Below are 14911 nucleotides of genomic sequence, written 5' to 3'. Positions count from 1 at the left end.
AATTGACTGCTCTTTCTCCCATAAGAAACTCGTATGCGAGGCTGACCTTTTAATGTAAAATGAGAATGATATTCTTCCCAATGATACTTAAAGGTTGGCAAAAATGCTTCAAACTCCGATAAACTAAAACCGGTTAATGATAATAATTGTTTCGGATTTTTTAGAATCTTGTCGTATTTCATTTGTGATTAATCAATCGCAAAGATATGTAAAAGAACGATTTAATAAACTATTAAATATAAACTCTAATATATATGAATAAGATGACGGAAATATTCATAATTTAATCTATTTTAAATGTGGTGTAAAAGCAAAGCGGTGTAATCTTGTGATTACACCGCTTTGCTAAAGATTTAGTACTCGGAGCGGAAAAATTTATAATAAAATGATATACAATGAGTTGCAATCTATATCATTATATATTAAATGTTTATGACATTTCAAGATTTCATATGATTGTATCAGATTGTGCGAAATTGCATACATGTTGTGCAAGTTTGGCTATCTTGCACAACCGAAAATACAGATGGAATATTGATGTTAAATTTGCTTCTTTCTTGTTTTTACTTGTCTCAGCTTGTTGACAAGCATATGCAAGTCAAATAATTATAGTACAGATAGTTAATGCCGTACATTTGCATTCAGTTAAACGAATGTAAAATTTAAATTAAGAAATTATGGCAACAGTAAAAGCTATTGTAAGAAGTAACAGAAAAAATGCAGAAGTTAATGTAAGATTTAGAGTGAGCGATGGTCGGGATATTCAATTATTCAATAGTAGTGATATTAAAGTAAAACCTGATGTATGGGATAGTAAGAATGATTGTATAAAAGCGAGGGTAGTTTTCGATACCGAAAAACGCAATGAAATCAATCGAGCTGTGATAGCAAGAAAGCAACTTTTATCTGATTTATACGAAACAAATAAACACAAGACAGAACTAACAAGTGAGGTTTTGGAACATTTAGTTGATGAAACTTTGTATCCTGATAAATATAAGAAACCCCAAGATAACCTCTTTGATTTGATGGAGTTATTTTTAACTAAAAGAAGATTATCTAAGGTTAGAGAAAATAATTACCATGTACTTATTAGGGCTTTGAAGCGTTATGAGCTGTTCTATCAGATAAGAAATGGTAAACCAAAGTTCAATTTATCAGTTGAAACCATTAACAGCGATGTGATAGAAGACTTTGAAGATTTTCTAAAAAATGAACATATACTTTACAATAAATATCCAAATATATATAAACAAATACCTTCAATTGTTAATACCAAGCGTAAATGTCCAAAACCTCATGCAAGAGGGAATAATACCATCTGTGCATTATTCAATAAACTACGAGCATTCTTTAATTGGTGTAATGAACAAGAGATAACAAACAATAGACCATTTGATAAGTATAATGGAATGGCTGAAAAGTATGGTAAACCTTATTACATTTCATTAGAAGAACGAAATCAAATAGCAGACTATGACCTATCCAAATATCCATACTTAGAGGTTCAAAGAGATATATTTGTATTTCAGTGTCTCATAGGATGTCGGGTTTCAGACCTTCTAAAAATGACAAAGGATAATGTAATAGATGGTGCTATTGATTACATACCACATAAGACAAAGAATGAAAGCCCTGACCCTGTTAGTGTTCCATTAAATGATAGAGCCAAAGCTCTTGTGAAAAAATATGAAGGTGTAGACAAAAGAGGAAAACTTTTTCCTTTTATCAGTGCCCAAAAGTATAATGATTCGATAAAAGATATATTTTTGCAATGTGGTATTACTCGTGTCGTTACGATATTGAATCCAACAACAGGGGAAGAAGAGAAACGACCTATCAATGAGGTAGCATCTTCACATCTTGCGAGACGTACTTTTGTTGGGAATTTGTATAAAAAGGTAAAAGACCCTAACTTAGTTGGTGCATTATCGGGTCATAGCGAGGGTAGTAAAGCTTTTGCTCGATACAGAAGTATTGATAAGGATATGAAGGTAGAACTTGTAAACTTGATGGAATAATAGTTAGATATACACATGAATAATTATAATAGCTTTATAGAATTACTTAAGAAATTTGAGTTTGAACGAAATTCTAATAGTGAAGATGAGTTTGATAATGATGATACAGGGTTATATAATGGATTTTCATGTGATAGATTTGAAGATATTGAGGTTTATAAGAACCATCTGAAAGATTTATTCAAAATAGCTTTCATTGATATAAAGAAAGCAGTTGATGGATTGTTGATTAATAGCAACAATCCATCTTTGTTAGATATATTTTTTCAGAGTAAGATAGACGATTTAACTGAAATTGAGAAAATAATAGAAGAAAGAGATGATAAAATCACAGAGGATAAGATAAATAATAGTGCCCTATACCGTGAAGCAAAAGAGAAGTTTGAAAAAGAAGGTGGTGATAATTATGATGAACTGCTACTTGAATCATTAGAAAATTGGTGGCGGTGGAAAAGATATGAAGAATTGTTTTATAGGGGTGAGATGGATATGTTCGAATTAGCAGAAGCAGGTGTACCATTGAAGGATAGAATGGGGGTCAGATTTTTTGCAAGAATTGTCATGGAAAAAGAGCAACGAGACATGATAAAATCCACTAAAGATAGAATGAATGAACTTTATGGGATATATTGTCCAAAACAAAATGAAGTAAAAGAGGAAAAAATATCTAAATCAATTAAATCTCAAGTTGAAAGAGATTTTAGGTCTTATCTCCACCATGATAATAAAGATGCTCTTATGGAGAAACTACATGAGTTACTTGATAATGAAAAAGGGAAGGTTGTTGCTATAACAATAAAAGCATTAGAAAATCTTGGATTTATATCAGTGTTAAGCCAAAGGGCAGCATTATATAAATGTATGGAAGAAGAGTTTGGGAAGATTGGGGCATATCAAGGATTGAATAAGTTTTATAATGATTTAAGTAATGAGAAATTGATGTTACAACAATTAAAACAAGAACTTCAACATCAAATAGATGTATTAAGCAAAGTGAGATAGAAATATACCTTTATTATTAAAGCAAGTGCAGTGTGAAAACATTGCACTTTTTTCATGTCTGCTTGTTTCTTCTTGCGTAGGCTTGTTGACAAGCATGCGCAAGTGTAATTATTTATTTTTCAGATATTTAAATAGTATTTTTGTTGTATAAATAATGACAAGGTGAATTGATGCGGAATTCACAATCAATTGAAGATATATCGCAGAATATTGGATAGAGAGAGTCATTAGATATAAATTAAGAATATTGTAAATTTAAAATTAGTAGAATGCAAATAATAAATATAGTAGAACAATATCCTGATGTAAATATTACAGTAAAAGCAGGAGAGTTAAAAGAGTGGGCTGAATATATCGTAAGATTGACGCACCAAGAGTTGGAACAACAAGTAGCTAATGTGAAAAATGAGATTTATATCAATCGCAATGAAGTAGCAAAAATGCTTGGAGTAGATAAATCCACTTTGTGGCGATGGGGTAAACAAAATTACTTAGTTCCTATTGAGGTAGGGGGTAAGAGAATGTATAAGATGAATGATGTTAAACAGATATTAGGAGAGGGAAGACATGGAAGCAACTAATATACATGAAACTATTGAAGGGGCTGTGCCAAGCACTCCCCTTCCTGAATACAATGATTTGCTTATTATGAAATCTGCTAATGAGTGGATACAAGAAGCTAAAAAGAAACCAACACCCAAAATGTTATGTGGAGAATTATGGTTTGAGGGCGAGTTATGTATACTATTTGCAAGTACCAACATTGGAAAATCTATCCTTGCGGTACAAATTGCAGACAGTATAAGTCGTGGAGAACCAATAGGTAGTTTCAAACTTCAAGCATCCAAACAAAAAGTCTTATATCTTGATTGTGAATTGACAGACAAACAATTTCAAAGAAGATATACCAATGATGATGAAACAGACGATTATCCATTTGATGATAATTTCAAACGTATTGAGATAAATCCTAATACTATAACTGATATGGATTTTGAAACTGCTGTATATCAAGCAATAGAACGAAAAATAATAGAAACTAATGCTAAAGTCCTTATTATTGACAATCTGACCTTTCTCAAAAGTGGAACTGAGACAGCGAAAGATGCTCTACCTCTAATGAAGACATTGAAAATGTTAAAAACAAAGTATGCTCTTTCAATCATGGCATTAGCACACACTCCTAAACGTGATGCGACTAACCCATTAACCATTAATGATTTGCAAGGGAGTTCTATGATTGCAAACTTTATCGATAGTTGCTTTGCCATAGGAAAAAGTGCTACTGATGACTTACGATATATAAAGCAATTGAAACAAAGAAGTTGCGAACATGTATATCATGCGGATAATGTTGTTATTGCTGAAATCTCTAAACCATCAAACTTTCTACAACTTGAGTTTATAGGGCATGGAGAAGAAAGCAAACTACTGAAACTACCAAGTGAGAAAGACAAAGATGAATTGATTACCAATATCAAGAAATTGAGGTCAGAAAATGTTACTTACAGAAACATAGCAGAACAACTTGGTATTACCAAAAGTAAAGCTGAGAGATTAGACAAGAAAGAGTAGTTTTCTGTCCCAACCTGTCCCGAATGTCCCACTTCTCAGAGGTTGGGACAATGGGACACGTGGGACAAAAACAATTGAACCTCTATTTTCAATTGAACTACCCACCCCAAAATATAGGGTATAGTCTCTTACATAGAATTCTAAATAAAACATTGGAAATCAAATATTCATCTATATTGAACCATTTTTCTGAAAAAATAATTTCAAAAAAGTTATACTATTGGAACTATCGTCATATTTATCTATATAGAAGCATATTAAACTTCTATACCAATGTTTTGAAATAATAAAAATAAAATATAAAAATTATGGCAAAGAGAATTGTGAGAGAGATTACAAATGATGGAACAAAGTGGAAGATGTCACTTAGTAAACAGGGCATGCTGAACCCCAATGCGGGGAAACCACGTGATGAAACTACTAAAGCTAAGATTGCTCAATCAATGCGTGATTATTGGGCGTCAATTCCATCAATCAATGATGAAGATAATAATGATAAAAAGAAATAACTATGATAGCAAGTGAAATACGAAATTATGATGACGAAACTAAATTGATATATCTAACTCAATTACATGAGTTTATGGAAAGATATAGGATGAAAATAGGTATGGATAAATTAAGACTATGTTATAACGTTCTCAATGATTCTATTATATCAGAATTGGAAACCAACAGACCTGAGATATATGAGTTGTATGATTTTACTCTATACCGCATTGAAGGAAAGCATTATAATGATATATACGCAATAGTTTATGATGATGTAAATGAAAATAGGGAAATACAATCCATGAAATTTGGAGAACTAAGATTCAATCTAAAATCACAAGAGGATGATGAAGAAACCACCGACCTAAGAAAAGTATGGGTCTATCTTGAAAATCAAGTACTCTACGATGACACTAAGGCATACTACCTTAGCTATATCACAGACCATTTAGGTTTGGAATTGAATAACCTGACAGCTTGTGAAATATTTGTAGATACCACAAGAAGAAACATGGCTTATACCATGAAAAAATATATTAGGGATAAGAAGTTAACAACAATACTCAATGGGAAGAAAATTGTAGACCGCAAAGAAAATCGTCCTGAGCTTCGATTTCTGCACGTTGGAGATATGAATAGGTATAAGGACATGACTTTGTACATAATGCCGAAAAAAGCAATTAGAAACAAGGCTGATGCACCTTCTCTATGCTTCTACAACAAACTTGATGAAATAGATAATTCAAGTGGTAAAAAATATATCAAAGAAAAATATGGTAATCCAACAAAACTGTACAGGTCAGAGATAAGGTTTACCAATGAGAAGTTTAGGGAGTTCCTTGATAAATATTATCTACCATTGGATGAAGCTATGCTTTTCAACAAGGGTTTTCAATGGTGCGTATTTGAGCACTTCTTCAACTCAATAATTCGATTTAAAAAAGATGATGAAAATATCCCATTGGATTTATTGGTTATGTAATGTTGTGAGGGTAATTAATAAACGCCCCTACTGAAAGCTCACAATAGTGGGCTTTTGTCTTTTATATCAATAATTTACCATGTCATTTTATACTAAAAAATAGGTTATTTAATATTGATTTTTCAATTATATCTATCTAATTGGTAATGAAATAGATATAAAACACCATGTATTGTATATAGATTATACGAACCTGCATTTTTAATATTATTCAGATATACAACGTGTTACGTTATTTTTATAATGATTTTTAAGGTTAAAACCTTATATCTTATGGTCAGCTATGTGAAATTTTGATATTTTGGGGAAAATAAAAAAGTAGGTCATTAAAACCTACTTTTACTATTCACTATAAGTAATCAGAATCTAATTTATTACAGATTTTATACGTCCTTTGATACTTATGGAGCTATTTTTACCATCAGTAACTTTAGTATCTTTAAACTCAATATCTATATTATTATTAGACTTATCAAAACTTTTCACAATAGCTTGTCCCATGTAACCAACATAAATAGGTTTTCCATTTTGGTCAGTCATTTTATCTCCCATAGTATATGTACCTTTATCACAAACAAGCATATAGAAAGTTATTACACCATTCTTTGAAATTAAGTCATCTCCAACGTTTATATCTGCTAATCTTAGATTGTCGAAGGTCATTGTAAGAGTTGTAAACTGAGAACCGTCATCACCATATAGATATACTTTTAACTGTGGTTCTCCAACCATATTGGTTTCATTGTATTCAATATTGCTGATAGAGGATGTTTTTTGTTGCGCGTTATCAAGATACAAATCATATTTAGCAGAACCTGTATCATTATCATCGTTATTATCATCTGAACTACATGACATAAATGCTACACTGAAAATAAGTACTGATAGTATAAATAATATATTCTTTTTCATTGTCTTACTCATTTTATTTATATACAACTTCAATATAACCTTTCACGTCTATTGACTTATCTTTACTTATAATATTTAATTCAAGGATGGAAATCCCATCTTTAGCACTAACAACCTTAGTGCTTATACTTTCTTCCCAAAAGAAGTCTTTATTATCATACAATATGGAAACAACCCCCACTTGATAACCCGTTTTAAATATATCTTTTCCTATACAGTGTTCCAAATTAAACCAATTCTCAAAATGTCTCAAGTAAAATACCATTGGTTTAAGTGATTTATCTTGAGGAGTAATGGTGAGTTTTCGATTTGTTCCATCATTAAGACCAAAACCCTTGTTCTCAAGATAAGTTGTAACTTTCACACCACTATGTCCATTGAAAGTAAGTACATTTAAGTCTTTAACAGGCTTTTCAACATCATTATATTCTAAATAGTCAGGTTTTGTAGTTTTGGTCAGTGTGCCGCCCCCTTCTGTCCTTAGAAAGACGAATGTATTGTTCTCAAACTGATATTCAAAACTATCACTTACTTTACTTCCCGACATTTGTAGAAGATATGTACCAACATTATCATATATAAGGCTGTATTTAGTTTTAGCATAATCTTTTTGTTCTCCATTTTCGGTTTGCCATATATAGCATATACCATCCTGAGTAAATTCATAGTAGTAAGTGATATTTTCATTATCAACTTCCCAACAACCTAAGATTTTGCTTTTATGTACTGACAAACCATCATCGGTTTCATCATCAGAAGAACCACAAGCAGTAAAACTGAATGTTAATGCTATTGCAATAGCAACAAAGAATAAATTAATTTTTTTCATATAAAAATAGTTTTATTTGCCTATCAGTCCCAAATAGACATTAATATAAAACAGAAGACGTGGAACTTCAGTCATCTGTCATCAGGTATCGCCAAACACCCCACCACAAACGAACTAAAGCCCACGTCTCTATACGAAACGTGAGCATTCAGTTTGCAACCCTGTGGTGTATGAAATTGGCGATTTCGATGACAAGGTATTACTAAACGCTTCTTTTAAATTCTAATAAATAACTATATTATCAACGCTTTGATTAATAGTTAGCACAAAGTTATAATATTTTTATTCAGATTGTTTCTCTTTCAATGATTTTGCTTGATTATATATTTGCTCCAATGTTGGGAAATTATCTACTATCCAAACATCTTCGTTGATTTTGACTAATCCAAATATTTGAATTTCATCTTTCTTATTTTCTTTAAATAGGTCTTTTAAATCAACGTTAAGACAATCTGAAACCTGTTTCAATCTATCCAAAGTTGGATTTCCATTTAGCGAATTACTAAGGTTTACCCTGTTAATCCCAATCATATCAGCAAGGTCTTGCATGGTCCTACCTTGCTGTTTGAGTATTTCTTTTATCCTGAGTTCTTCCATTTTATATTTTGTAATGGTATATCATTCGCAAAAATACCTATCAAATCTATATATCACTACGAAAAAGTGTTAAAGTTTTACTAAATCATTACATTTGCTTTGTTTTTATTTTAAAATGTAATGTTATATCGTTATATTTGCAGTGTAAATAATTAATAAAGCATTACAAGTATGAAAGTAAAAGTTGGTCTATATCATTTCTGCCATAAACGCAATATGTGGAGTGTGTATCAATATACAACTGTAACAGAAACAGGTTCTACTGCTCGCCATATTGAGGACTATGGATATTTTGAAGATGCTGTAAAGGCTGTATATAGATTAAATGGATGGGGAGAACCTAAAAATATAACTAAACGATTTTAAACTAATAATATCTCAAAATATGAAAACAACTATCAACAACTTAGCATTATTGAACAGAGCTACAAATATGGTCGTCAAAGGCTATGACCTTACACAATCACTTCAAATATCTGTTTTAATTGAAGCATTACAATTCAAGTTAGTAAATGGTGCAGCTCATTTTATTTACAGAAAAACTAATGGGGAATTGCGTGAGGCTTTTGGAACTTTACTTGAAAGAGTAGCAGACCGAAATATAAATGGTCGTGGCTATCCACGCAAGTTAGATGGATTACAAGCATACTTCGACATAGAAGAACAAGAGTGGCGTTCTTTTCGATATGAGAATCTTATAACAATACTCTAATCATGGAAATGGCAAATTACATCTTATCTATTCTTCGTACTAATCTAAATATTGTATGGTCTTGGGGATTCAACTCCCCAAAGCCTACACAAAATGGATTATCTTTCAAAGTTCAAGGATTCTTACACAAAGGTTGGGTTGTGGTGAAATATAATGAGGGCACTGACCTTTTTGGGATAAAACTACTAACAGACCAACTGAAAGAAATAAAATCTATTGAAGGTATCTATGTTAACCAACTAATAGATATGATTGATGACATGGTGGAGTGTTGCGACAATTATGACCAAAAGGTAAAAAATGAATATTCATTGGAATAATGTCCCATCGTCCCACATAATTAAAGTTGGAACAGTGGGACACCGCAAATATTCACTTCTCTTATAAGTGAAATAGATAAACGCCTAATAAACTGCAAATTAGTTATTTTGCATCAAAACAGGGATTCACTAACAACGAATAACCAACAAAACTGAATATTATTATGAGTTTAAAATTTCAAAATACAACAGCCGATTATTTAGAGTGGGATAGCAATGTATTACTAATTTCTAAATTGTATCAAGACCAAAACTATAAATTCTCGTTATTGATTGCTTTGGGTTCTTTTTTCGGCACAAGGATTAGTGATACCTTAAATTTGAAATGGTGCGATATTCTCAATACTGATATACTGACCATCATTGAGAAGAAAACTAAAAAACAACGTACCATCAAAATCAATGACCAACTCAAAAAACATATACAATCCTGTAATAAAGAAATAAAACCATTTTCATCAAATGACTATATTTTTACAAGTCAGAAAGGTAGTGTTTATTCAGTTCAACGAATTAATATCGTTTTTAAGCAAATTAGAGTAAAGTATAATCTCAAAATCAAAAATTTCTCAACTCATAGCATGAGAAAAACATTTGGAAGACAGGTTTATAATAATGCAGGTTCTAATGCTGAATTAGCATTAGTAAAATTGTCAGAACTATTCAATCACAGTGATGTTCGCACCACAAGGAAATATCTTGGTTTACGTTCTGAGGAATTGATGGAAGCTTACGATTTGTTGAGTTTTTAATTATTTTTTTATTAATCTTGGAGTTTTGGAGTTGGGTTTATTAATAGGCTCATTTATTTTAATCAACAATGGCATGGGGAACTCAACTCCAATAAGTAGAGCCTCACCACTCCCTAAAATAGGGAGAAAAGATAAAGCACTTTTGTTCGCTGACGATGATGCATTTTCTATTGCTCTTTTATCCATTTCATTAATTAACCTATGAACAATAAAAGTTCCTATTTGACTTAATGTTCCGATAGGTATATCTCTTGGCATTTGAGTCGATAAACATAAAAACAATCCATATTTTCGACTTTCCTTTGCAATAGAATCTATATTTTGAAGATATAAAGAACTATCATCATCAGCACTAATTCTTTTATTTAAGAATTGATGAGCTTCATCTATAAATAATATTGCAGGCTTTTCTTTGAAGAATCCATTTCTTGCTATTTTTAGTAAATAAGCTGATATGAAATCTACAATTATTTCTCTTATCGAAAAATCATATGATAGCTTTTCAAAGCTAATTCTCAATACATTATTCTCAGAATCAACATTAAGAAATTTATTTATTATATCTATAATTTCCTCAGATTCCTCTATATTCTCAGAACCTATTCCTAAAGCTTTTTTAATAGTATCATTGTTCAAGAAAAAATTTATTCGAGAGATTAAATGTGAACAATAACTTAACTTAAAACCATCTTCTTCGTAAACACCTCTATTATTAGGCTTTATGCATTCATTCTTAATCTGTGTAGATAATTGAAGTAAATCAAAATCAACATCTTTTATTTTGTGGATATTTTCTCGAATAACTTTATTAATCTCCTCAACATTTTTACCTATTTTGACTCCATCTTTGAAAATTTCTAAATTTACAAATCTTAAGGAATTTACAGCTTCACATAATGTGTTTACCGTGTTAGGGGAATGTTCACGAAACAGGAAACAAAAATCGCTATTTGATAATACTTTATAAGAAAAATATGCCCCCTCTCCAACAGAACAGCTTAATTTAGATATATTTTGATATTCACCTGTTGCATCTATTAATATAACCTTATTATTTGTTTGTTTTGTAACAGACTCTATTAACTTTGCGGTAGTCCAACTCTTACCCCCACCTGTAGTTCCTATTACAGCACAATGTCTCCCAAATAAAGCATTTAACGATATGTTGCAACAAGCTTCATTTGAAGTAAGAATACCTAACTCTGTGTATACTTCTTCATAATCACTATCATCTTTGCGTCCAAATTCTTTTACATAAAGTTCTATCTGTTTATCAGAACAAGAATAAACTTTTGCTCCTATTGATGGATATTTTGTGACTGTCTTTTGAATCCTATTTGGGTTAAAAATATCAAAAGTCAATAATAATTCAACCTTTCCTGATGGATGAAAGTTAGTATTATTAACCTGAATAGCTTTTTCACTTATTTCTTTTTTCTCACTATCAGGTAGTGATATTTCTATTATTCTACCTAAAAATCCATATTCTTCACTCTCAATGATAATAAAATTTCCTACATTTCCCCCTGCGTACTGTGTCCCTTTAAAATGAAATTGGTCAAGTAAATTAGATGAAGGAAAATGTATTTTAATATATTGAGGGCTTACCTCATTTACATACCCCAAAAAATAATTATGTTCAAATGGATTCATCTTCTTTTAGGTTAAAATAGGTTGAGTTTAACGGATAATTCTTAGTGAAGCCATTAAATGTGTCAAATATTATTGTTACGTTGCTTTTAGGGCTAAAAGTGCCAATATCTTTAAAGTAATCAATAATATAATCTGTTTGTATGCCTATTTCATCTCCATTTTCATCTAAACCGTAATAAATTATAACAAGATGAAAATTCGAGTTTTGATTTACGGCTTCTTTTATAACGTTTTGTATGTGTTTATCCTGAAACCCAAATCCAATAACAATTAATAATGTATTTTCTTTTCTTAATGCCTGTTGAAACCGAGACATCATTTCAAAAAAAGGTTGTTCATATGAACTTTCATATTTTTCAGAAGCAGGATAAACTATAAGTGGAGAGGTTGGATTTTCTTGTAATACTACATCCCCATCAATTCTTCCCCAATTTAGAGACCCATGAATTTTATATAATTGAAAAACTCTTGGAATAAAACTTTCTTCTTGTGTTATACGTGACTTTTCTCTATTCACAATATCTATATCATAAAATCTTCCTGAAAATTTTCTTGGCTGAGTAAATGAAAATCCATCAATTATAACGAATCCACCTTCATTTGCTGCTTGTTCAAACAGAGTATCATAATTTGTTGTAAATAGCTGCAAACGAGGGGCATTAATTTTACGAGCAGTTAGTTTATTTAAAAATTCCAAATGAGGAGCTTGAGCTTTGCATAAATTTAAACTACAAGCTTTAGCTATCTTTTTCTCTATTTTGGAGATAATCTTATTACTATCAGAATCTAACACTTCATTATTAACTCTTTCATGTAAAATTAATGCAGTTAGAAATCCTTCAATATCATAGTTTTTGTCAAAGCCCTTTAATTTAATATTGGGACATTGGTCATGAACGATATCTATTTCATCTTTACATTCATCCCATAAACCTTTCCTTGATTTTCCTCTATTTGCCCCATTATCCATAGATGTACCTGCAGCAGTAAGCACAATAATGTTTTTAAAGTGTTTTTTGAAAAATTTATGATAAAAGCTTTGTTTTAAATCAGTTGCAATCTCATTACTTTCTTTCGTACTATTATCTATGACAAAATGTTTATCATTTAAATAACATTTTTCATCATCAAAAGCAACAGTATGCCCTTCATGTATTAGAATATACTTTTTACTACTACTCATGGGTTTAATTTGTGTATAAATTAATCTTTCAAAGGAAGTGAATATTTTTTATAACACATTGTTTTTCACACATAATTGTTAAAACGACATCTTGTGAAAAAATAGACTTACTGTGACAAATAAAATGTTAGCTATCATCTCCCCCACTACTAACTAATGTTCCATTCGAATTTAAATCTATACTTTTATATTCAAATTTATGTTTCTTTATATAATCATCATCTAACATAAACCATCCAATGTTAATAATTTTACTACTTAACAAGCCATTAGAGTTCATATATTTCGATTCTAATGCTATAAATACTTTTGCAGAAGAATCCAATTCTTGAGAAAATTCATAAAACATGTTAGGATTCAAATTATATGGGATTTTATGTATTATTACAGATTGTGCTCCAGGAGATAAAATTATAGGTTGAAAATCATCATTTAAAACTCCCTCTTTAAATCTTAAATGATGATTGGCTATATTAATTTCATCTGTTATTATTCCTTCTTTATTCTGATAACAAATCAATCTGCTATTAACGACAGTAGCATATTGATTCCCTTTACCATTGTTATGATATATAATAGTGAAATTTATCTTCTTTTCAGAAAATTCTATATTTGAATCAACCACATTTACTTTAAGAGATTGACCTGTGTAAAAAAATTGAAAATAAAATACGACAATGGATAATGCCAATGCTAAAAATGCAATAATATTAGAAGTTGATATTTTTTTTTCAGTTGTATCCATAATATAATTGAATGGTTGATTCTCTAAAGATAATATTATTCTTAATTAAAGAAATCTAAACTAAAGTTGTTTTAGACAAAAGAAATCTCTAATAACAAAATTATACTTTAATTTGAAAATGAATTTCACAAATAGGAAATTTGTTGATTTTAAGTATAGTCATATATAACCATCAAATGGAAGTTAAAATAATTCCTATCTTTGTTGTGCAAATGTTGTGCAGAAGACTAAAAACAAAAACGCTAATCAATTAATAAATAATCAATTAGCGTTTCTAAAAGTACTCGGAGCGGGACTTGAACCCGCACAACCTAATGGTCACAAGATTTTAAGTCTTGCGTGTCTACCATTCCACCATCCGAGCAGCCTAAGAGCGAAAGACGGGAGTTTAACCCTTATTCGCTATATTATTGAATATTATCATTTTCCAAAATTTAATTAAAGACTAAGTACCGATTTAGTACCTTTTTTCTGTCTTAAATTGTCTAACAAGTGTCCTCCGCCAACCTGTTTTTCTTTTCGGATTCAAAAGTAATCCTTTTTTTAAAATTACACAAATCTTTAAAACTATATTTGTTACTCTTTTTCTTATCTATCCAAGAATAATTGACAAAATTTCATTTTTATATTATGTCATTAATATATTTTCTAAATGAATAATTATATAAAGTTAATGGGATTTATTCCTAATAGTGAATAATTACACAGATGGTTCCCCGTCTCCTTTTTCTATAATTTCTTCCAGTCCTGCCTCTATCCTATCCAGTAAATAGTCAAAACCTAACAAATTAGGATTGTTTTTTATATCGACATTGATCATTTCCAATCCGTCATCCAGATGCATTTTAAAGTAGCGAGGAATGTCCTTATTGTGATAATCTATCTGATAATGAGTACAAATCATAGCCAGATAGTAAGGGTAATAATTACCAAATAAAACAGACCTTGAATATTCCTTTCCACCTGTATCCCGACTCTCTATAGGATTCATTTTCTTACCCGATTTGAGCGAATAAGCCAAAGCGATACGGGCAATAAGATTTTCAGTCCCCAATTCAAATTTATTTGTCAACTCACTGACAATACGTTTGTTTTCTTCAGATGTTTTTATTGTAGTAACCATAACAGATCATATC

General features: G+C 30.5%; 17 protein-coding genes, 1 tRNA gene and 1 pseudogene. 10 read left to right on the top strand and 9 right to left on the bottom strand.

Going from position 1 to position 14911, the window contains the following annotated elements; genetic code table 11:
• Positions 1-182, bottom strand: a pseudogene (locus IR083_RS24505) (DDE transposase family protein); the annotation flags it as partial.
• A 495-nt stretch (positions 183-677) separates the two neighbouring features.
• Here IR083_RS24505 and IR083_RS21300 point away from each other — a divergent pair.
• From IR083_RS21300 to IR083_RS21275, 6 genes are all read left to right on the top strand, one after another.
• Positions 678-2021, top strand: coding sequence for a site-specific integrase (locus tag IR083_RS21300; RefSeq protein WP_194225836.1), 1344 nt, complete (start codon positions 678-680; stop codon positions 2019-2021).
• A gap of 15 nt (positions 2022-2036) precedes the next feature.
• Complete coding sequence (locus tag IR083_RS21295; RefSeq protein ID WP_194225835.1) at positions 2037-3023, top strand: hypothetical protein; 987 nt, start codon at positions 2037-2039, stop codon at positions 3021-3023.
• A 269-nt stretch (positions 3024-3292) separates the two neighbouring features.
• Positions 3293-3604, top strand: coding sequence for a helix-turn-helix domain-containing protein (locus IR083_RS21290; protein WP_194225834.1), 312 nt, complete (start codon positions 3293-3295; stop codon positions 3602-3604).
• Positions 3591-4598 (top strand): AAA family ATPase, encoded by a 1008-nt coding sequence (locus tag IR083_RS21285; protein ID WP_194225833.1) that lies wholly within the window; start codon positions 3591-3593, stop codon positions 4596-4598. Before IR083_RS21290 ends, IR083_RS21285 begins: the two co-directional genes overlap by 14 nt.
• Before the next feature lie 308 nt (positions 4599-4906).
• On the top strand, positions 4907-5107 hold the full coding sequence (locus IR083_RS21280) for an NUMOD3 domain-containing DNA-binding protein (RefSeq protein ID WP_194225832.1): 201 nt from the start codon (positions 4907-4909) through the stop codon (positions 5105-5107).
• A gap of 2 nt (positions 5108-5109) precedes the next feature.
• The gene (locus tag IR083_RS21275) at positions 5110-6072 is read left to right on the top strand and encodes a hypothetical protein (RefSeq protein ID WP_194225831.1); all 963 of its coding nucleotides are present in this window, start codon (positions 5110-5112) and stop codon (positions 6070-6072) included.
• A gap of 366 nt (positions 6073-6438) precedes the next feature.
• On the opposite strand, the gene IR083_RS21270 is transcribed toward IR083_RS21275, so the two are convergent.
• From IR083_RS21270 to IR083_RS21260, 3 genes are all read right to left on the bottom strand, one after another.
• On the bottom strand, positions 6439-6984 hold the full coding sequence (locus tag IR083_RS21270; RefSeq protein ID WP_194225830.1) for a hypothetical protein: 546 nt from the start codon (positions 6982-6984) through the stop codon (positions 6439-6441).
• Between the two features lie 13 nt (positions 6985-6997).
• Entirely contained in the window at positions 6998-7813 is an 816-nt protein-coding gene (locus tag IR083_RS21265; protein ID WP_194225829.1) for a hypothetical protein, read from the bottom strand.
• Between the two features lie 282 nt (positions 7814-8095).
• On the bottom strand, positions 8096-8410 hold the full coding sequence (locus IR083_RS21260) for a helix-turn-helix domain-containing protein (RefSeq protein ID WP_194225828.1): 315 nt from the start codon (positions 8408-8410) through the stop codon (positions 8096-8098).
• 171 nt (positions 8411-8581) lie between these two features.
• On the opposite strand from IR083_RS21260, the gene IR083_RS21255 reads away from it, so the two are divergent.
• The 4 genes from IR083_RS21255 to IR083_RS21240 all read left to right on the top strand — a co-directional run bounded on the left by IR083_RS21255 (position 8582) and on the right by IR083_RS21240 (position 10194).
• Positions 8582-8776, top strand: a complete 195-nt coding sequence (locus IR083_RS21255) for a hypothetical protein (protein ID WP_194225827.1) — start codon at positions 8582-8584, stop codon at positions 8774-8776.
• A gap of 19 nt (positions 8777-8795) precedes the next feature.
• A complete protein-coding gene (locus IR083_RS21250) occupies positions 8796-9122 on the top strand; it encodes an SH3 beta-barrel fold-containing protein (protein WP_194225826.1) in 327 nt (108 codons plus the stop codon).
• Between the two features lie 2 nt (positions 9123-9124).
• Complete coding sequence (locus IR083_RS21245) at positions 9125-9442, top strand: hypothetical protein (RefSeq protein ID WP_194225825.1); 318 nt, start codon at positions 9125-9127, stop codon at positions 9440-9442.
• 164 nt (positions 9443-9606) lie between these two features.
• On the top strand, positions 9607-10194 hold the full coding sequence (locus IR083_RS21240; RefSeq protein WP_194225824.1) for a tyrosine-type recombinase/integrase: 588 nt from the start codon (positions 9607-9609) through the stop codon (positions 10192-10194).
• Here IR083_RS21240 and IR083_RS21235 read toward each other — a convergent pair whose 3' ends face one another.
• The 5 genes from IR083_RS21235 to IR083_RS21215 form a co-directional block, all read right to left on the bottom strand.
• Complete coding sequence (locus IR083_RS21235; protein WP_194225823.1) at positions 10195-11847, bottom strand: ATP-binding protein; 1653 nt, start codon at positions 11845-11847, stop codon at positions 10195-10197.
• Positions 11834-13030, bottom strand: a complete 1197-nt coding sequence (locus IR083_RS21230) for an SIR2 family protein (protein WP_194225822.1) — start codon at positions 13028-13030, stop codon at positions 11834-11836. The genes IR083_RS21235 and IR083_RS21230 overlap by 14 nt, the downstream gene beginning before the upstream one ends.
• 127 nt (positions 13031-13157) lie before the next feature.
• Positions 13158-13775: a hypothetical protein gene (locus tag IR083_RS21225; protein WP_194225821.1), complete on the bottom strand. Its 618-nt coding sequence runs from the start codon at positions 13773-13775 to the stop codon at positions 13158-13160.
• A gap of 281 nt (positions 13776-14056) precedes the next feature.
• Positions 14057-14139 (bottom strand) — tRNA-Leu (locus IR083_RS21220).
• A 336-nt stretch (positions 14140-14475) separates the two neighbouring features.
• Complete coding sequence (locus IR083_RS21215) at positions 14476-14898, bottom strand: DndE family protein (protein ID WP_194225820.1); 423 nt, start codon at positions 14896-14898, stop codon at positions 14476-14478.
• Between the last annotated feature and the right edge of the window lie 13 nt (positions 14899-14911).

Source organism: Dysgonomonas sp. GY75, assembly GCF_015234155.1.
GTDB classification, from domain to species: Bacteria; Bacteroidota; Bacteroidia; order Bacteroidales; family Dysgonomonadaceae; genus Dysgonomonas; species Dysgonomonas gadei.
The sequence above is the reverse complement of the archived record's forward strand: the minus strand, read 5'-3'. Positions and strand labels throughout refer to the sequence as shown.